Origin of the sequence: Thalassospira australica (genome assembly GCF_044790785.1) — a bacterium.
GTDB classification, from domain to species: Bacteria; Pseudomonadota; Alphaproteobacteria; order Rhodospirillales; family Thalassospiraceae; genus Thalassospira; species Thalassospira australica_A.
The window spans coordinates 1,485,157-1,504,997 of sequence record NZ_CP085258.1 but is presented as its reverse complement, the minus strand read 5'-3'; the positions used below and the strand labels follow the sequence as shown (position 1 = coordinate 1,504,997).

The 19,841-nt window shown below is 56.6% G+C and carries 17 protein-coding genes; 13 read left to right on the top strand and 4 right to left on the bottom strand.

What is annotated here, in order from left to right:
* Positions 1-3: 3 nt before the first annotated feature.
* The 12 genes from LG297_RS07205 to LG297_RS07150 all read left to right on the top strand — a co-directional run bounded on the left by LG297_RS07205 (position 4) and on the right by LG297_RS07150 (position 11,578).
* Positions 4-438 (top strand): hypothetical protein, encoded by a 435-nt coding sequence (locus LG297_RS07205; protein WP_404426246.1) that lies wholly within the window; start codon positions 4-6, stop codon positions 436-438.
* 50 nt (positions 439-488) lie between these two features.
* Entirely contained in the window at positions 489-1,142 is a 654-nt protein-coding gene (thiE, locus tag LG297_RS07200) for a thiamine phosphate synthase (RefSeq protein WP_404426245.1), read from the top strand.
* 39 nt (positions 1,143-1,181) lie between these two features.
* Positions 1,182-2,060, top strand: a complete 879-nt coding sequence (locus LG297_RS07195; RefSeq protein ID WP_404426244.1) for a LysR substrate-binding domain-containing protein — start codon at positions 1,182-1,184, stop codon at positions 2,058-2,060.
* Positions 2,061-2,162: 102 nt separating this feature from the next.
* Positions 2,163-3,353: a YbfB/YjiJ family MFS transporter gene (locus LG297_RS07190; protein WP_404426243.1), complete on the top strand. Its 1,191-nt coding sequence runs from the start codon at positions 2,163-2,165 to the stop codon at positions 3,351-3,353.
* Between the two features lie 50 nt (positions 3,354-3,403).
* Positions 3,404-4,003: a glutathione S-transferase family protein gene (locus LG297_RS07185; RefSeq protein WP_404426242.1), complete on the top strand. Its 600-nt coding sequence runs from the start codon at positions 3,404-3,406 to the stop codon at positions 4,001-4,003.
* 196 nt (positions 4,004-4,199) lie between these two features.
* Positions 4,200-4,766 carry an elongation factor P gene (efp, locus tag LG297_RS07180; RefSeq protein ID WP_114124044.1) on the top strand — a complete coding sequence of 189 codons (567 nt, stop codon included), beginning with the start codon at positions 4,200-4,202 and terminating at the stop codon, positions 4,764-4,766.
* A gap of 55 nt (positions 4,767-4,821) precedes the next feature.
* The gene (locus tag LG297_RS07175) at positions 4,822-5,631 is read left to right on the top strand and encodes an inositol monophosphatase family protein (RefSeq protein WP_404426241.1); all 810 of its coding nucleotides are present in this window, start codon (positions 4,822-4,824) and stop codon (positions 5,629-5,631) included.
* Positions 5,632-5,897: 266 nt separating this feature from the next.
* Positions 5,898-7,127: an OmpA family protein gene (locus tag LG297_RS07170; protein WP_404426240.1), complete on the top strand. Its 1,230-nt coding sequence runs from the start codon at positions 5,898-5,900 to the stop codon at positions 7,125-7,127.
* A gap of 12 nt (positions 7,128-7,139) precedes the next feature.
* Positions 7,140-8,324: a flagellar motor protein MotA gene (locus LG297_RS07165; RefSeq protein WP_404426239.1), complete on the top strand. Its 1,185-nt coding sequence runs from the start codon at positions 7,140-7,142 to the stop codon at positions 8,322-8,324.
* A gap of 4 nt (positions 8,325-8,328) precedes the next feature.
* Entirely contained in the window at positions 8,329-9,492 is a 1,164-nt protein-coding gene (locus tag LG297_RS07160; RefSeq protein ID WP_404426238.1) for a peptidoglycan -binding protein, read from the top strand.
* A 148-nt stretch (positions 9,493-9,640) separates the two neighbouring features.
* Positions 9,641-10,216 (top strand): hypothetical protein, encoded by a 576-nt coding sequence (locus tag LG297_RS07155; RefSeq protein WP_404426237.1) that lies wholly within the window; start codon positions 9,641-9,643, stop codon positions 10,214-10,216.
* 177 nt (positions 10,217-10,393) lie between these two features.
* Positions 10,394-11,578 (top strand): benzoate/H(+) symporter BenE family transporter, encoded by a 1,185-nt coding sequence (locus LG297_RS07150; protein ID WP_404426236.1) that lies wholly within the window; start codon positions 10,394-10,396, stop codon positions 11,576-11,578.
* A 54-nt stretch (positions 11,579-11,632) separates the two neighbouring features.
* Here the strand turns inward: LG297_RS07150 and LG297_RS07145 are convergent, their stop codons facing one another.
* Entirely contained in the window at positions 11,633-12,073 is a 441-nt protein-coding gene (locus LG297_RS07145; protein ID WP_404426235.1) for a VOC family protein, read from the bottom strand.
* Positions 12,074-12,480: 407 nt separating this feature from the next.
* Here LG297_RS07145 and LG297_RS07140 point away from each other — a divergent pair, with 407 nt between their 5' ends.
* The gene (locus LG297_RS07140; protein ID WP_404426234.1) at positions 12,481-15,963 is read left to right on the top strand and encodes an indolepyruvate ferredoxin oxidoreductase family protein; all 3,483 of its coding nucleotides are present in this window, start codon (positions 12,481-12,483) and stop codon (positions 15,961-15,963) included.
* Between the two features lie 56 nt (positions 15,964-16,019).
* On the opposite strand, the gene LG297_RS07135 is transcribed toward LG297_RS07140, so the two are convergent.
* From LG297_RS07135 to LG297_RS07125, 3 genes are all read right to left on the bottom strand, one after another.
* Positions 16,020-17,210 carry a patatin-like phospholipase family protein gene (locus LG297_RS07135; RefSeq protein WP_404426233.1) on the bottom strand — a complete coding sequence of 397 codons (1,191 nt, stop codon included), beginning with the start codon at positions 17,208-17,210 and terminating at the stop codon, positions 16,020-16,022.
* Between the two features lie 383 nt (positions 17,211-17,593).
* Positions 17,594-18,058, bottom strand: a complete 465-nt coding sequence (locus LG297_RS07130) for a cache domain-containing protein (protein WP_404426232.1) — start codon at positions 18,056-18,058, stop codon at positions 17,594-17,596.
* A 48-nt stretch (positions 18,059-18,106) separates the two neighbouring features.
* Positions 18,107-19,807, bottom strand: a complete 1,701-nt coding sequence (locus LG297_RS07125; protein ID WP_404426231.1) for a methyl-accepting chemotaxis protein — start codon at positions 19,805-19,807, stop codon at positions 18,107-18,109.
* Positions 19,808-19,841: the final 34 nt, after the last annotated feature.

The following is a 19,841-nucleotide window of genomic DNA, read 5'->3' as shown; positions in this document are numbered from 1 at the left end:
AACATGACGGCACAATCCGAACCGATCATTCGTATTCATGGCATCGCCGGGGCAAGATCGTCCTGCCGGGTGATGGGGGCTGCACCCTTTGCCCTTTTATCCCCCGAACGGGCCGGGGCCATCCATGGCGCAATGTGGTTTTCAAGCCTGATCGCCGAAATTCGTCGCAAATTCCCAGCCGCCCGGTTCAGGGCAATCCTTGATTGCCGGGGACGGCCATCCGCCGCCCTTGCTGCCATGGAATTGGGCATCGAGGCGGTCCTGATTGACGATGGACTGTCGGGCGAAATGCAAAAACGCTTCGAAAATCTTGGGGCAAAAACAGGATGCACCATACTGACCTCCCTGCCCGACCCGGCCCGGATATATCAAACCGGTGACGATCACCTGCCCGACCCTGAACTTGATCGACGTCTTGTGGCATTTCTGGCTCTGTGATTGCCAAAAGTGCGATGAAACGTTACATGATACGCAGTTTTTGATCAGGAATGACCATTGTGAACGCAGACGACCAAACCGGCCTTTATCTTCTGACCCCGCCGAAAATCGATCTGGCCGTGTTTCCGGACCGGCTGAAATCCGTGCTTGATACCGGTGCGATTGATTGTTTGCAGCTTCGTCTCAAAGACGTTTCCGATGATGAAATCCGCAAGGCAATTGATGCGATCCTGCCGTTGTGTTCGGACCGTGACATTCCCCTGATCCTCAATGACCGCCCCGATATCGCCAAAAAATCGGGCGTTGATGGCGTTCATGTCGGCGAAGAAGACGCCAGCTACGACGAAGCCCGCGCCATCATGGGCGAAGAACATATTGTCGGCGTGTCCTGCTATGACAGCCGCCACCGCGCCATGGAACTTGGCGAAAAAGGGGCTGATTACGTTGCCTTCGGCGCGTTTTATCCGACACAGACCAAAGAAGCCAAAACCAGCGTCACCCCCGAAATCATCGAAATCTGGACGACCTTTACAACCGTCCCCTGTGTCGCGATTGGCGGTATCACGGCTGATAACCTTGGCCCGATTGTCGCAGCCGGGGCCGATTTCATTGCCGTCACCGGCGGCGTCTGGAACCATCCGGACGGCTCTGAGGCCGGGGCAAAGGCGATCAAGGCCGCGATAGCAGCGGCGAGCACCGAATAACGGCCGGTATTCCGGCCATAGTGCAAGAAGGTCCCGATCATGGATGCTTCCGATCTGCGTGTTTTTGAAGCGGTCGCCCGACTGGGCAGCATGAGCAAGGCCAGTGAAGAGCTTTGCACCGTGCAATCCAACGTCACAGCCCGCATCCGCAAACTCGAAGAAGAAGTCGGTGCCCCCCTGCTGCACAGAACGCATCGCGGCGTTACCCTGACGTCGGTTGGCAAACGGCTTTTCCCCTATTGCACCCGTGTCGAACAACTTCTTGATGATGCATTGCGGGCGACGATCGATGACGGAACGCCGCGTGGCCGATTGATGATCGGTTCACTTGAAACCACGGCGGCCATGCGCCTGTCACCGGTTCTGGCGACTTTTGGCATCAATCACCCTTCTGTTGATCTGACCCTGCGCACCGACACGACCGACGCCCTGATTGGCCGTGTGCTGGATGGCGAACTGGACGGTGCCTTTATCTGTGGCCCGGCCGATCATCCGGAACTTGATGAACAACATTGCTTTGAAGAAGACCTGGTTCTTCTGACCGATATAAACACCGCCTCGCCCGAGGTCGCCTTTGCCAGGACACCGATCAAGCTGATTGTCCTCAATACCGGCTGTTCCTATCGCAAGAAACTGGAACATATCCTGTCAAAGCACGGCCATATCGATTTGCAGGTTCTCGAATTCGGCACACTGGAATCCATTTTCAGCTGTGTCGCAGCCGGCCTTGGCATCACCCTGATGCCCGAAAGGCTGTTGGGATACATGCCGACCAATCATCCCCTGTCCCGGCACGACTTGCCCCGCGATGAAACCCGCGTTGCCACGGTATTTATCAGGCGCAAGGATAGCTACGCCTCAAGCGCTGAACGCGCCTTTGTCGCGCAGGCGCTGGCTTACTGGGCTGAAACGCAGTGACCATCACTAATAGTGATGGCAATCATCAAATTAATTCGTTAGCAGCGATACCATAATCATCCTATCTTTGGTCCTGTCACCTTTCGCCCGACAGGACAGATCATGCTTTCGGTTTTCCGCCCTGAATTTCGTGCCGTACTGGCCGCATGTTGTGCCATTCTCGTGGGTATAGGCCTTTCGCGTTTTGCCTATTCGCCGCTGGTTCCGGCCATGATCGATGCCAACTGGTTTTCCCCGCAGGCCGCGGCCTATCTCGGCGCGGCCAATCTGGCCGGGTATCTGGCCGGTGCCATTCTGGGCCGGGTGATCACACGGCAGTTCCGGCTGACAACCATTCTGCGCGGGGCGATGCTGCTTTCGGCCCTGTCCTTCATCACCTGTGCCGTGCCTGCATCTTTCTGGTGGTTTTTTCCGTGGCGGGTTCTTTCGGGCATTACGGGCGGTGTCCTGATGGTCCTCGCGGCTCCCGCTGTGCTGCCCGGCCTGCCGCAACGCCTTCGCGGACGTGCTGCCGGTGTCATCTTTGCCGGGGTCGGGATCGGTATTGTGCTTTCGGGGACGCTGGTACCACTGTTGCTTGAAATCAATCTGTCGGTGGTTTGGGTCACACTGGCGGTGATCAGCATGCTGCTGACACTGATGACATGGAATTTCTGGCCTGCGGAAAACCCGGCCGCGAAACCGGAAAACCGGGCGACGGCAACAAAACAGGCGAACGTTTCTGTGCCCCTGGCGGCCTATATCATCACCATTGCCTATGCCCTGATTGCCGTTTCCTTTGTACCGCATATGGTTTTGCTCAGTGACGTGATCGCCCGCAATCTCGGGCTTGGCATCGCTGCCGCAGCCAATAGCTGGATATTGTTCGGGATCGGGGCGATGATCGGGCCGGTTCTTGCCGGATGGCTGGCCGACCGGCTGACCTTTGGCCCGGCATTGCTGATTTTCATCGCCTTTGAAATACCGGCCATTGCCGCCCCGGCATTGATCGCATCCCCGCTGGCGCTGAATATTTCGGGCCTTCTGGTGGGTGCGGCCGTTCCCGGCGTGGTACCATTGGTTCTTGGCCGTGTCCACGAGATGATCGGGGATCAGGCAACCCGCCACAAAATCTGGAGCCTCGCGACAGTCACATTTGCCAGCGGGCAGGCCGCCGCCGGATATGGTTTTTCCTGGCTGTACACCCAACCCGATACCGGCTTTGGCATTTTATTCGAAGTCGCCGCCGCATCCCTGTTCTGCGCGCTTCTTTTCCTGCTCTGGCCGGTGCGAAAAATCCGCCAACCCGTTTGAACCAGCCTCGCCCAAACCGCCCAATGATATTCCAGCAATAAGGACCCGCCATGAAAATCTATTATAATGCCCCGTCTCCCTATGCCCGCAAGGTTGTGGTTAGTGCCCGTGAACTTGGCCTTGCCGACCGCATTTCATGGATCGCCACCAATCCATGGAGCGAGGAAAGCAATCTTCGCAAAATCAATCCGCTGTCCAGAATTCCCGCTCTTGTTACGGAAAATGGCCGCATGCTGTGCGAAAGCACCGCCATCTGCCAGTTTCTGGCGGATCATCGCGATGCACAGAATGGCGACAGGATTTCCGGTTCGACGGAGAAATTCGACATCATGGCCCGGACCGGTCTGGCACAAGGGCTGATTGATGCCGGATTTGGCATTGTTATCGAAGAACGCCGCCCCGAAAACCTGCAATCGACCGACTGGAAAGACCGCCTGCGTCACGCGATTGACAGTACCCTTGCCCATCTGGACACGCCCCCTGCCGGACGGTTTGATCTTGGCGATATTACGCTGGCCTGTGCCCTGGCCTATTTTGATTTTCGCCTGTCATTCATTTCATGGCGGGCAGAATATCCCAACCTTTCTGCGTGGCTCGATACCGTTTCAATCCGCCCGTCAATGCAGGCAAGCCGCCCCGAAAACGGCTAAGGCCCGCACGAAGCATAACCGGCTGTTTCATCAACTGATTGCCACCAGCCATGCGCGAATGATGGTTTGCCATGCGCCCCAATCCCGATCAATCTGCTTGCAGCAAATTCGCCAAACTGGTAGTTAAGCCCGACTTTAATGGGACGGGTGTCCCGCTTACATCGTGAATCTGTGATCTGAAAGAACGGTTGGTGCCATGAAAATCAACGGCAACGAAATCCGTCCGGGTAACCTTATCGAACATAAAGGTGCCCTGTGGCGTGCGGTAAAATGCCAGGCTGTGAAGCCGGGTAAAGGCGGTGCGTTTAACCAGGTTGAACTCAAAGACATTCGTACCGGCACCAAGCTGAACGAACGTTTCCGGGCTTCGGAAACCGTCGAAAAAGTTCGTCTGGAACAGAATGAATATACCTATCTGTTTGCCGATGGTGACATGATCACCTTCATGGACAGCGAAACTTTCGAACAGATCACAGTCAATGCGGAACTCGTCGGGGAACCGGCTGTATTCCTTCAGGACGGCATGGTTGTCACCATCGAATCCTTCGAGGGTGAGCCCCTTGCCGTGACCCTGCCCGAACATGTTGTCTGCCAGATCGTCGAAGCCGACGCGGTTGTCAAAGGGCAGACCCAGTCTTCTTCCTTCAAGCCGGCCGTTCTTGATAATGGCGTTCGCATTCTGGTGCCCCCGCATATTGAATCGGGTACGCGCGTTGTCGTGAACACGACCGAATGCACCTATCTCGAACGCGCCAAAGACTAGGGACGTGTCGTCCCTGGGCCTTTCTTTTTTACTTTCAAACACCGGGAGATGAGCCGTGCGTGGCGCCGCCCGTCGTTCAGCAAATATCAATGTCATGTTCAAGGCCGTCGAAAAGGCGGCCTATGGACTTAAACGCGACTTCGGTGAAGTCGAAAACCTTCAGGTATCGATGAAGGGCCCGGCAGATTTCGTATCTGCTGCCGATCATCGTGCCGAAAAACGCCTGCGCGAAGAACTCGAACGTGCGCGTCCGGGCTATGGTTTCCTTATGGAAGAAGGCGGCGAAATCAAGGGCTCCGATCCGGAGCACCGCTGGATCATCGATCCGCTTGATGGCACCACCAACTTCCTGCACGGCATTCCGCATTTTGCGATTTCCGTGGCCCTGCAAAAGGGTGACGAAATCATCGCCGGCATCATTTACGATGTCGCCAAGGATGAATTCTTCTGGGCCGAAAAAGGCGTTGGTGCCTATCTCGATAACCGTCGCCTGCGTGTTTCGGGCCGCCGTCGTCTGAACGAATGCGTTCTGGCATGTGGCGTTCCCCATATCGGGCACGGCGATCACGCTACCTTCGAAAAGCAGTTGCATTCGGTCATGGATCGTTGTGCCGGTGTGCGCCGCATGGGTGCCGCATCGCTTGATCTGGCCTATGTTGCCGCCGGTCGTTTTGACGGTTACTGGGAATCGCACCTTAACGCGTGGGATATTGCCGCAGGCCTTCTGATGATCACCGAGGCAGGCGGCTATGTCCGCGATGCCAAGGGTGGCACCAACATGCTTGGCACCGGCAGCGTCGTCGCCGCCAACGACTATATCCAGCCCGTGCTGGCCAAGACGCTGAAAAAGGCCGTTACCGAATAAGTACCGGCTTTTGTTACAGTTTTTTAAAAGGGCATCCCTGCTTTGGCACGGATGCCCTTTTTGCGTTCGGGGTCACGGGCCGGGTCAAAGCGGTTGTTCATCATCAAGCTCTAAGCTATGGTACTTGCCGTCTGATCATGGATTTATCGATGTGAACAGACCGGGGTGGCACAATGAAAGAAAACAATGTGCCAAAAGATCGACACAAAACTGTGCGTTATAAAAAAGCGTGTTCAAACACAGGGTAACAAGGGGCCTGCGATTTGATGATGGGGTATTCCAGGATTTCGGTGCTGGCTTTCATGGCAGCACTGGGCGGTAATGTGGTTGTCAGTGGCGGCGCATCCGCACAGCAATACACCCCCGTATCCGTTGACAGCAACGTACAGGTAAACTGGGATGTTGCCGACGGATTTGGCGGACAACCGACCGTACCGAATTATCTTTCACCCTCGGTTTCGCGCGACCATATTTCGATAGCCGGTAACGATCTGGTCTATCCGGAAACCCGCCCGCATTCGCAATTCCTGGCCGCAGAACGCTTTGCACAGGATACCGGTGGCGCGACATATGGCGACGGATTTGAAACCGTTGTCATTGACGGCGCCGGCAGCAACGATATTCCGACCCGGTCGCAGTTTTTTGGCGGCCCCGGCATTGCCGCCTCGTCATCCTTTAATGACGATGGCGCAAATCAGGTCATTGCCCTTGAACGCCCCGAACCGGCAGCTTCACCGCGCGCCAAACCCGCCGCACCTGCTGCTGCCCCTGCCGCGATGGCACAAAACACCGGCAGCGCACCGATACCGCTAAGCAAGCCGACACCGGCTGCCGAAGTCGCCCAGACACCGGAGGCAAAGCCCGAACCGGCACCGGAACAGGAACCCGCCCCCGAAGCACCCGAGGCTGAAACCAGACCGGCACCGATAGAACCGCCGAAAGCGCCGCCGCTTCCGACCGAGGAAACCGAACAGGCACCGCCGCCTCCGGCACCGGAACCGGAGCCGGTTGTTCCCGATGAATCGAACATTCCGGAACCGCCAAGCCCGTCGCCCGACACCACAACATCCCCCGAAGAAATGCTTGAACAGCGTTCCGCGACAGAGCCTTCTTCTCCCCCGGCTGCCGAAACGGCCGCTATTTCGCCTGCCCCCAACGACCCGGTGGCATCCGCCCCGGCAAGTGAGGGCGAATACAGCCTTGCGTTCGGTTCGGGCAGTTTCGAACTGAGCAACGCCGCCCGCAGCCAGCTTGACAGCATCGTCAGCAGCATGGGCAGCGACGATGCCATGCGCATTCAGCTTCAGGCCTATGCCGAAGGCGATTCCAACAACGCCAGCAAGGCGCGCCGCCTGTCGCTTTCGCGCGCCCTGCAGGTCCGTTCCTATCTGATCGACCAGGGTGTGCGGTCCACGCGCATCGATGTCCGTGCGCTGGGCGCCAATGTGCCGTCCGGTCCGGCTGATCGTGTCGATATCAAAACCGTTCAACGCTAGGATTGATCCGTCATGAGCAATAATTCGGCCAACGGCATGGCAACCCTTCCTGTCGTGACCAAACCGGGAAGCTACCTGACGCGAATGGGGATTTTCATCGCCATTATCGCCGCCGTCGGTGCTCTGCTGTTTCCGGCACTGTCCGATGCGTTCATGGCCAACGCCGTTCTGAACGGCTTGATCCTTGGCGTGTTTGCCGTCGGGGTGATCTATACCTTCCGCATGGTCGCAAGCCTGTCTTCCGAAGTCACCTGGATCGAGGATTTCCGCCGCAACCGTCCTGGCCTGACGTCACAGGTTCCGCCGAAACTGTTGCTGCCAATGGCGCGCATGATGGCCGAACAGCGTCGCGACCGCCCGCAATTGTCGACAATGGCGACGCGCACCATCCTGGACTCGATCCGCTCGCGTCTGGATGAAAGCCGCGAACTGTCGCGCTATGTTGTCGGTCTTCTGGTGTTCCTTGGTCTGCTCGGCACCTTCTGGGGCCTGCTTCAAACCGTCAACTCGGTCGCCAATGTCATCGGCGACGTCAATGTCGGCTCGGGCCAGAATATCGATCTGTGGTTCAACGAACTGAAAGAAGGCCTTGCCGAACCGCTTGGCGGCATGGGAACGGCGTTTTCGTCATCCCTGTTCGGTCTGGCTGGCTCACTGGCCCTTGGTCTGATCGACATGCAGGCCGGTCAGGCACAGAACCGCTTCTTTAACGAGCTTGAAGAATGGCTTTCGGGCTTTACCCGCCTGTCATCGGGCGGTCCGGTTTCGGACGGGGAACAATCGGTTCCGGCCTATCTCTCAGCCCTGATCGAACAGATGGCGGATAATATGGAAGGGTTGCAAAACTCGATCCAGAGATCCGAAAACTCACAGATCAAATCGCATAACACCCTGATCGATCTGGCTGACAAACTCTCGACCCTGACCGATCAGATGAAGGCCGAACAGCAGCTTATGGTCAAGCTGGCGGAAAATCAGATGCATCTGAAGCCGGTCCTTGATCAGCTTTCCGATTCCATGAAAATCGGCAGCTTCGGCATTGATGACAATACGCGGGCCCACATCCGCTCGCTCGACAACACTCTTTCGCGCGTTGGCGAGGAACTGACAATGGGCCGTCAGCAATCGACCCAGGAAATCAGAAGCGAGATCAAGCTTCTGGCCCGTACCATCGCCGCGATCGCCGAGGAGGGCTGATCGCATGATGGGGCTGTCACGCCGCCGCAACCGCGATACCAATACGTGGCCGGGTTTTGTCGATGCCCTGGCCACGCTGTTGATGGTGATCATCTTTCTTTTGATGATTTTCGTGGTTGCACAGGTTTATCTGGGGGCGGCCCTGTCGGGTCGCGATCAGGCCCTCAATGATTTGACCGCACAGGTTAATGAACTTACCAATCTTTTGTCGCTGGAACGCACCAACAATCAGCGCATGGAACTCGAACTGACCCAGCTCACGACCGAGCTTTCCAACACCAGCGACCAGCGCGACGAATTGCGTGACCGTGCCGCAGCCCTCGCAAGCCAGCTTTCGGCAGCCGAACTGTCCGCTGACGAGATGGAAAAGAAACTTCTCGCCGCCCTTGCCAATCTTGAAGACAAGGAAGCAGAACTGAGTGCGGCACGCGAAAGGGCCGACGAACAGATTTCCGATCAGGAAACGCGTATCGAAGAGCTTTCCGCCCTGCTGGCCTCGCGCGCAGCCGAACTCGAAGACGAGAAAAAAATCAGCACCGAGGCACAGGCACAGGTCGCGGCCCTGAACCAGCAAATGCTGGCCCTGCGTCAGCAACTTGCCCGGATCGAAGCCGCCCTTGAAGCGTCCGAACGCGAGAATGAAGACGCTCAGGCCCAGATCGTCAATCTTGGTGAGCGCCTGAATGCAGCCCTTGCCACCAAGGTTGCCGAATTGCAGCGTTATCGTTCCGAATTCTTTGGCCGCCTGCGTGAAGTTCTTGGCGACCGTCAGGATATCCGCGTGGTGGGTGACCGCTTTGTTTTCCAGTCCGAAGTCCTGTTCACATCCGGCTCCGCCGATCTGGGGCTTGAAGGTGAGGAACAACTGGCAAAACTTGGCGATACGTTGAAAACCATTTCGGCGGAAATCCCCGACGATCTTGACTGGGTCATGCGCGTTGATGGCCACACGGACAAGGTTCCGATCCGTAACCTGCAATTCGCATCGAACTGGGAACTGTCATCCGCGCGCGCGATTTCGGTGGTCAAGTTCCTCATCGAACACGGTGTCCCGCCAAACCGGCTGGTCGCTGCGGGCTTCGGCGAATATCAGCCGCTTGATAACCGCGACGACGAAATCGCCTATCGCCGCAATCGCCGTATCGAATTCAAGATCACCGAACGGTAAAACCGGCACCAGCACAATGATCAACGACACCCCATGCGGGTGTCGTTTTTGTTTTGACATCATTCCAACATATTGAAAAAATTGCGGAACCAATCGGCGCATCGGCACGTTGGTTAAACAGGGAGCCTTTCAGTAAAAGGAGGCCACGATGTCGATCTTCAGAACCCGCCGCGAAACCGTTGGTGTCTTTCACGACCTTTCCGGCCTGCAAAAAACAGCAGAAGATTTGGAAGCCGCCGGTTTCAGGCATTCCGACCTCAGCCTGCTTGCGACCGAACGCACCATCGAGGACAAACTGGGCCATATCTATCGCAAGGTCGAAGATATCGATAACGACCCGGATATGCCCCCGCTCGCCTATACCGCCCCCACCCCGATTGGCAATGCCGAGGGCGTTCTGGTCGGTGCCCCCATGTATGCCGCCGCCTTTGGTGCCGCAGGCGTCATGATTGCAGCCGGTGGCCCGATTGCGCTTACCATTGCTGCCATCGTCGGTGCAGGTGGCATCGGTGCTGCTGCGGGCGGTGTCGTTGCCGCCATGATCGGGAAAAGATATTCCGGTGAATTGCAGGACGAACTTGATGACGGCGGGTTGTTGCTATGGGTTCAGACACCCGATGAAACAACTGAAAACCGCGCCAAAGATATCCTCGCCCGCCATCAGGCCAAACTGATCGGCACCCACGAGGTGGCTGATCCGCACACCAAACGCGATATGCTTTGACCAGTCCATTCAGTCGGTATCGGTGCCTCTCTGAACATCGATCCAAACAAAGGAAGCCCCGGCAAATGCCTGCGGGGCTTTCTTTTTTTCTGGTCTGTATCGCACGATCCCACTAAATTCACCGGCGCTGCCACCGCATTTCCCATCCATCCGTTTTACCTGTTTGACGGAGCCACCATGCTGCGCGATATCTCGCCCCAAAATCTGTTCATGGGCCTTCTTGCCGCCTTTGTCGGATCGGCCAGTTCCTTTGCCGTCGTCCTTCAGGGGCTTGGTGCCGTTGGTGCAACACCCGATCAGGCCGCATCGGGCCTGATGGCGCTATCGGTCGCCATGGGGCTGTGTTCGATCTATCTGTCACTGCGCACCCGCATGCCGATCAGCATCGCATGGTCCACACCCGGCGCGGCATTGCTGGCAACATCCGGCGCGATTGACGGCGGTTTTGCCGTGGCGGTCGGGGCCTTTATCATTTGCGCGGTCCTGATCATCATCTGCGGCATCTGGAAACCGCTTGGCCGTGCGGTTGCCGCCATCCCCGCCCCACTTGCCAATGCCATGCTGGCCGGTGTGTTGCTGGGCCTGTGTCTGGCGCCGATCAAGGCGGTTGCGTTCAATCCGCTTCTGGGTCTGCCGATTGTGATTGCTTGGCTGGTGGTCGGGCGGATCAACCGTTTGTTTGCCGTACCTGCGGCCTTGCTGGCCTTTATCATTGTCATGGTGGTCGGTGTCGAGTTCCCGGAAAATACCCTTGGCAGCCTTGGCGGCGCCATTGTGCCGCCGGTCGAATTCGTCATGCCGGAATTCACACTGGCCGGTCTGGTCGGCATCGCCCTGCCCCTGTTTATCGTGACAATGGCGTCGCAAAACATTCCCGGCACGGCCGTCCTGCGCGCCAATAATTACGACACCCCACCCGGCCCGCTTTTTGCCACCACAGGTGTTTTTTCATTGCTGGCCGCCCCCTTTGGCGGGCATGCCGTCAACCTTGCCGCGATCATCGCCGCCCTGTGTGCGGGCGAAGACGCCCATCCCGATCCGAAAAAACGGTATTGGGCGGCGGCCTTTGGCGGGGTGTTTTACATCCTGTTCGGCTTGCTGGCCGGGCTTGTCACCGCCTTTGTCAGTCTGGCACCCTCGATCCTGATCGAAGCGGTCGCCGGTCTTGCCCTGATCGGGGCGTTTTCCGGATCGGTGGTTGCCGCCTTCAAGGATGATGACGCACGCGAATCTGCCGCCGTGACCTTCCTTGTCACGGCTGCCGGCCTATCCTTTTTCGGGGTTGCCGGGGCGTTCTGGGGATTGCTGGCCGGTGGCCTGATCTATTTCCTGACCCATCTGCGCAAAGCTAAATCCAGCTAAAACAAAAGGCCCTGCTGATAATCAGCAGGGCCTCTTTTAGTCGCGCAGTCAAAATCATTCCGGCTGCGGGATCGTCAGATTGCCATTGGCATCCAGTTCCCAGAACGGGTTATACGCCACTTCCCAGGCATGCCCGTCCGGATCGCGGAAATATCCCGAATACCCGCCCCAGAACACCTTTTCTGCCGGTTTCTGAATGACGGCACCGGCTTTCTTTGCCTCTGCCATCACCGCATCAACCTCGGCCTCATCCCGTGTGTTATAGGCAATCGTCAAACCGGCAAAACGGGCACCGGTATCATCCTCAAACTGCCCGTCCTTGATCAGGTCGTCCCGGCCAAACAGGCCAAGCGCCAGCCCGTTGGACAGTTGATAGAAAACCACCTGTCCCTCGACCATCTGCGTGACTTTCCAGCCAAGCCCGTCTTCATAAAACCGCCGCGAGCGGTCAAGGTCGGCCACGCCAAGCGTAATCAGCGATACACGCTGTTCCATCTTATGCTCCTGCTCAAAGAAGCACCCAAAACCCGACACGAGACTAACACCCCATTTTCAGATTGCCGAGCATGGACTCGATCACATCGGCAATTTCGCATCGCAGCATGCCCGCAATAAAATTGCGCGCAAATCGGTACCGGAATAAGTAAATATTAAGTTGACCCAGCGTCAACCAGTGCAATCAGGCGTTTTGCACATTGCAATGCGAGTTGATTTGAAAAAAGGTCAGCATTCATTACCATTATCCTGTCAGACAGCGATCCGTCCCGACCGGCGCGCTGGTGACGCAAAAGAGAATTTTACGGGCCATACCAAAACGCTGCGCGTAAACTTATATCAATAAAAGCAGCGCAACTGGCCCACACGACCCCGCAATCAGAGAGAGATCCCGAGGGAGACTGGTCATGGCACAATTGGCGGCAATTAGCCTTGATGACAAATATACGCTTGAAGAAGGCCGGGTCTATTTGACCGGTATTCAGGCGTTGGTTCGATTGCCCCTGATGCAGCGCCAGCTTGACGCGCGCGCAGGCCTCAATACCGCCGGATGTATTTCCGGTTATCGCGGATCACCGCTGGGCGGCCTTGATCAGCAGCTTTGGCGCGCCAAAAAATTCCTGACCAGACAGCAGATCGAATTTCAGCCCGGTGTCAACGAAGACCTCGCCGCCACCGTCATCTGGGGCAGCCAGCAGGTCAATATGTACAAGGACGCCAAATATGATGGCGTTTTTGGCATGTGGTACGGCAAGGGGCCGGGTGTTGACCGGTCGGGCGACGTTTTCAAACATGCCAACTATGCCGGTACGTCAAAACATGGCGGTGTTCTGGTTCTGGCCGGTGATGACCATTCCTGCAAATCATCCACCCTGCCCCATCAGACCGAATATGCCTTTATCGATGCGCAAATCCCGGTTCTGAACCCGTCTGGCGTGCAGGACATCCTTGATTTCGGTATTCATGGCTGGGCCATGAGCCGCTATTCCGGCTGCTGGGTCGCGATGAAAACCATCGCCGAAACGGTTGAAAGTTCGGCCGCGGTCGATGTCGCACCGGATCGCATCACGCCGATCATCCCCGATAATTTTGCCATGCCCGAAGGCGGGCTCCATATCCGTTGGCCCGACACGCCAAAGGATCAGGAACACCGCCTGATGAAATATAAACTCTATGCCGCCCTTGCCTATGCGCGCGCCAACAAGCTGAACAAAACCGTCATCGACAGCCCGAATGCACGGCTTGGCATCATCACCACGGGCAAGGCCTATCTTGATGTCATGCAGGCATTCGATGACCTTGGCATATCCGAAGCCGATGCCGCCAAAATCGGCATTCGCGTGCTGAAGGTCGGCATGAGCTGGCCGCTGAACCGTGACGATGTCCGCGAATTTGCCTTGGGGCTTGAGGAAATCATCGTCGTCGAAGAAAAACGCGCGGTGATGGAAAATCAGGTCAAGGAACAGCTTTATAACTGGCGCGAAGATGTCCGCCCGACCGTGATCGGCAAATTCGATGAAAAGGGCGAATGGATTCTGCCCTCGATGGATGAACTGACCCCGGCGCGCATCGCGGTTGTTCTGGCGCAGCGCATCAAGCGTTTCTATGACAGCCCGAAAATCCACGAACGCATCGACTGGCTGGAACAGAAGGAACGCGAAATCGCCGAACCGCGCCCGGATGTCGCGCGTATTCCGTGGTTCTGCCCCGGCTGCCCGCATAACAGCTCCACCAAGGTCCCCGACGGCAGCCGTGCCATGGCCGGGATCGGGTGCCATTACATGGTCAACTGGATGGACCGTTCGACCGAAACCTTCACCCATATGGGCGGCGAAGGCGTCACCTGGATCGGGCAGGCCCCCTTTACCAACACGAAACACGTCTTCCAGAATCTCGGTGACGGCACCTATTACCATTCCGGGTCGCTTGCGGTGCGTGCCGCCGTCGCCGCCGGTGTCAACATCACCTATAAAATCCTGTTTAACGACGCGGTTGCCATGACCGGCGGCCAACCGGTTGACGGCCCGCTGACCGTGCCGCAAATCACCCGCCAGATGGCCGATGAAGGGGTTAAACGCATCATCGTTCTGTCCGACGAGCCCGATAAATATCCGGTTCCGTCGCATTTCGCCGATGGCGTTGATATCCGCCACCGCGACGAACTGGACAACACCCAGAAAGAACTGCGCGAAATCGAAGGTGTGACCATCCTGATCTTTGATCAGACCTGTGCCGCCGAAAAACGCCGCCGTCGCAAACGCAAACTGATGGTTGATCCGCCCAAACGGGTTTTCATCAATGATCTGGTCTGCGAGGGTTGCGGCGATTGCGGTGAAAAATCCAACTGCCTGGCCGTCGTCCCGGTCGAAACCGAATTTGGCCGCAAGCGCGCCATTGACCAATCGGCCTGTAACAAGGATTTTTCCTGCCTGAACGGCTTCTGCCCAAGCTTTGTCACCATCGAAGGCGGATCGCTGCGCAAACCCGAAGCCGCCGCCAAAAGCGGCAATGCGGGCGATGCCATCTTCGCCAGCCTGCCGCGCCCGACCCTGCCCGACATCACCGATCCGTGGTCGGTTCTGATCACAGGTGTTGGTGGCACGGGTGTCGTGACCATCGGTGCCCTGCTTGGCATGGCCGCCCATATCGAGGGCAAGGGCATTGTCGGCCTTGATATGGCCGGGTTGGCGCAAAAAGGCGGTGCGGTTGTCAGCCATATCCGCTTTGCCGATACGCAGGACAAACTCCATGCCGCACGCATTCCGGCGGGCGAGGCCAATGTGGTGCTGGGCTGTGATCTTCTGGTCGCGGCAAGCTTCGAGGGCCTTGCCAAGATGCGCCGCAACTTTACCCATGCCGTGATCAACACCCATGAAACCGTCACCGGTGCCTTCACCCGTAACCCCGATTTCCAGCTAAAATCGAACGAGCATATGAAGGTCATTTCCGACGCGTGCGGCGCGGATGCGGTTCACTTCGTCGAAGGCAGCGATATCGCCACCCGCCTGATGGGCAATTCGATTGCCACCAACCTGTTCATGCTGGGTGTTGCGTGGCAGCGCGGCCTGATCCCGATCACCGAAGAAGCCCTGATGCAGGCGATTGACCTTAACGGTGTCGCGATTGATATGAACAAGCAATCCTTCTATTGGGGCCGCCTGTTTGCCCATGATCCGAAACGCGTCCTTGATGTCATCGGCCCGAACGAGGCCGAGGCACACCCGATTGCCACCACGCTTTCGGACATCGTCGCCAAACGCAAGGCCTTCCTGACCGATTATCAGAACGCGGCCTATGCCAACCGTTTTGTCGCACTGGTCGACAGGGTTGCGGCGGCTGAAAAACGCCTTGATGGTGGCGATGATCTGGCCCGGACGGCGGCGAAATATTACTTCAAACTGCTCGCCTACAAGGACGAGTATGAAGTGGCCCGCCTTTATACCGACCCGGCCTTCAAGGCCAAACTCGCCAGGAACTTCACCGGCGATTACAAAATCCGTTTCCATCTGGCCCCGCCGGCCTTCGCCGACAAGGACCCGGAAACCGGCCACCTGAAAAAGCAGGCCTTTGGCCCCTGGATGATGAACGCCTTTGGCATTCTTGCGAAATTCAAGTTCCTGCGCGGCACGGCACTCGACCCGTTCGGTCGCAGCCATGAACGCAAAATGGAACGTCAATTGATTGCCGATTACGAGGCACTGGTGGACGAGGTCATCAAGGGCCTTAACCATGACAATGCCCGGATTGCCAACGCCCTTCTGGCCCTGCCCGAACAGATCCGCGGCTATGGCCATATCAAGGATGGCAATATCGACAAGGTCAAAACCCGCGAGGCCGAACTGCTTGAACAGTTCCGCAACCCGCCGGAACATCTGAAAGCCGCCGAATAACGCGGCTTTCCAAAATCAAAGGGGCCGCATGATCAGCGGCCCCTTTTTTGATGATGTTACGCCAGTCTTGGCCGTGGCCCGCCCAGCGGAAAATGCAGATCGGGCAGAACCCGTGCCGCACGACGGCGCAGATCACTTACCGGATGTTCGCGAAGCTGCCGGCTGCGGTAACTTGCGATCATGTCATCGGTCGCCTGATAGCCGTCATCAATCCCGCGATCAAGGTTCTCCCACGTCCAGTCGTAATTGATATGGGGTGAAACCGGGATTTCGATGATGTCGATCTTCCGCCCGCTTTCGGCGACTTCGCGTTTGAAGGCCTTGACCGCATCCTCGCTTGCCGATGCGGCAAACAGCATGATCAGGTTGTTAAGCGCGTCATAAAGATTTTCCGGCTGACGCACCTGCTTCAGATCAAGAATACGGCTGACCCAGACTTCCTCGACATCGGGATGATGGCGCAGGAAATCAAAGAAATTGACCGTATCGACCGTCGCCCCCTCGCAATAGGTATCGCCGTTTATTTCAACCGGTTCCTCGATAAACGGCAGGGCCGAACAGGCACAAAGCGTCTGCGCATTCATCTGCGGCAGATTGTAATGATCGGGTTTGTTGGTAAACAGCTCCAACCGCTGCTGTGTCAGGTTATAGGCGTTATGGAAAAGTGCTGGTTTATCGGGCTGATACAACCGGTCGAAATCAAGCCGATCAAGGAACATGCTGTCAGGCGAATAGATTTTCGCCAATCCCTTGGTCTTGGTCTGATACATCGCGCCGACCATAAAGCGCGACAGCGGATTGACTGCCAGAATACCGTTCAACAGCACATCGTTAAGGTTATGGGGCGTCCAGTATTTCGGATTGCCCATGAAATGGCGGACATGCTCGGCGGCTTCGGCCATGGCTTCTGGCACGATCAGCCCCTGATAGCTGTCCGGGTTAAAGAAATAGGAAAGCCGGTTGGCGAAATCGGAAAAGAAATCCGGCGCAAAGGCCGATGCAATCGGAAAGCGGTCATAAACGCTTGCCGGTCGGAATATCTTGCGGAAAAACCCGATCGTCTGATCAAGTTCCTGCCCCTCGTCCGCCTGATGCCAGGCTACCGAAAGCCATGCACCGATGCAGGCAGACGACCAGATATCGAACGTAATATCGGGTTCCTGCTGAAGTCGTTTCAGAACCCCGATACTGAGCCCGACGGCAGGTCCCCCGCCGGACAAAAAGATTGCCCGTTTGATTTTTCTCACAGCTATCTCCCACTCATTTGCCGTTAAACGGCTGAACACCCGAACGCTGCGTTGGAATAACGCCGCAGTTGCCAGCGCTTCCACCCAGGAGATATCGGCCCGTCTTGCGCGAGCCTCTGAAGCTAAGAAGAATTATAACCTATTCAATATTTAAGATAATTTACCATTCGACATCAAACTTATGAAAGTTTGGAACAAATATAGACCATCGAATAGTGTGAAATGGCAAATGCCTATACCAGTAAAATGCTTCGTAACTTTTATTTCATTATTGATGTGACGGCCATCACAGGCAGAAATATACTTCCATGATCGCCAAAACCCTAAATACAGGAAGGTCGCCACTTGGGCGACCTTCTGTAATTCCGCGATTCGATGATCCGTTATTCGTAATAACCGACCATAAAGATTTTGCCGTCATGGGGTTTTACCCAGGTTTTCTTTTCGGCAAGTTTCTTGGTTTCCGGGTGGGTCCAGGTATAGTTGGACCAGCCGCCATCCGGGTTCGTCTTGCCAGTTTCCACCATGTCACGAACGATGAAATTGCTGTTCACATCCTGAAGGTCCCAGATTTTCGGATTGTTGATCAGCTTCGGATTGATCGCATGCGTCAGGAACGTGCCCTTTTCGCCATCGGCGACAATCACATAATATTCATCAAAAACATATTCGCCGTCCTTGTCGTTAAACGCGGTAAAGGACTGGTCCTGACCAACCTGATCGTAAAGTGCAATGGCCTTGTCGACCAGTGTCTGTGCGGTTGCCGCCTTGTCCTGGGCCTGTGCAAGGCCAGCAGTCAGGCAAAGTGCGGTCATGGCAGATACAAAAAGACGCATAAGTGTTTTCATCAGGTAATCCCCTTTGATGAACCTGTTGGAAGAAAAATGGAAAATGGATCAGACCGCCCGCAAACGGGCGACAAGCCCGTCCACGGAAGAACTCAAACCGGTCATCTGGCGGCCAAGCTCGCCGGTTGCCTGCCCGACGGAATCTGCTGACTCGCGTGTGGCACGGGCAATTTCACGTACATCGCCAATCCCGCCCGAAACGGTTTCGGCATACCCGGCGGCCTCGGAAATGCTGTTGCTGATCTGGCCGGTGGCCGTTCCCTGCTCCAGCACCGCATCGGCGATGGCTTTAAGGATACCGTTGACGTCATTGACACTGGCAACAATCGTCTGGATCGCCTCGACCGCAAGAACGGTTTCCGTACGGACATTGGCGATTTCCGTTGCGATTTCCTCGGTTGAACGTGCCGTCTGGCTGGCAAGGTTCTTGACCTCGTTGGCCACAACCGCAAAGCCCTTTCCGGCATCCCCGGCACGGGCTGATTCAATCGTCGCGTTAAGCGCTAAAAGGTTGGTCTGCTCGGCAATATTGCCGATCAATGCCGCCACATCCTCGATCCGGACACTGGCCTCTTCAAGCTTGCGGATTTTGGCATCCGCATCCAATGCCTGCTCGCTTGCCGCCTGTGCGCGTCGGCTGCTTTCCTGGATTTCGTTGCTGATCTGGGAAATGGCGGCGGCAAGGCTGTTGGCGGCCTCCGAAATCTCGCCCATATTGCGGCTTGATTTGCCCGACGCATCAAACGCATTCTCGCTTTGCTGATCGGTGCGTTCCGCATTGGTCAGCATCGCACTGGCCGATGCGCCAATCTGCTCGATCGCGGCACTGACCGCGGTTGCGGTTCCCTGTACCGATGTTTCGATCTCGGCGGCCAGTTCCTGCATGATCTGGCGTTTTTCCTCGGCGGCCTTTGCCTCGTCCTCAAGACGGGTGCGTTCGGCTTCCAAAAGGCTTTGCGCATTCTGGCGGAAAATTTCAACCGCGCCTGCCATACTGCCCATTTCATCGGTCCGCCCGGTAAAGGGCACGTCGATATCAGCACGACCATCGGCCAGTTCGCGCATCACCGCCGTCAACCGCTTGACCGGCACACCGATCACGCGCGTGATGGCAAAACTGATCAGCACCATCGCCAGAACGGCAACGACCGATGCAATGATCGTCTGGTTCCGGGCTGTCATGCCGGCTGCCATCGCATCCGAACTGGCTACATCCATGCGGGTTTCCGCTGTTTCACGAAGCTCGGCCAATGTCGCCATCAGGCTTTCGTAATCCGACTGTGCCGACCACGAAAAACTCAGCGCCCCGGTATACTCGATATCAAGCATCCCCAGAACCTGATCGATCTTGGCAAGGTAATCTTCGTAAAGCTTGGCCGCACCTTCCGCGATTTCGCGTTCCGGCCCCGGCAGGTTCTGATCACCCAGCATCTGGGTAAAGGCATCGCGTGCGGCTGCAATCTGTGACTGCAATTCCCCGTTCACGCTGCTCATGCGGTCTTCGTCAACGCCTGCCGCCGACCATGAAAGCAGGCGATAAACCGTCTGGTGAACCTTGGTGACATTACGGTCGATATTGCCGATATCGCGGACCTCCGGATAGGCCTCCGAGACGGCAAATTCCAGACCGTTGCTAAGTGATCCAATCGCGCGTCCCCCGATGACGCCCACAATGGCAATGGCGATAACCCCGATCAGCGGCAGGACCGCCAACTTGGTTCCGATATTCAGATTGACAAAAGTTTTCATTCTGTAACGTTCTAACCAATTGTAAATACAAGGA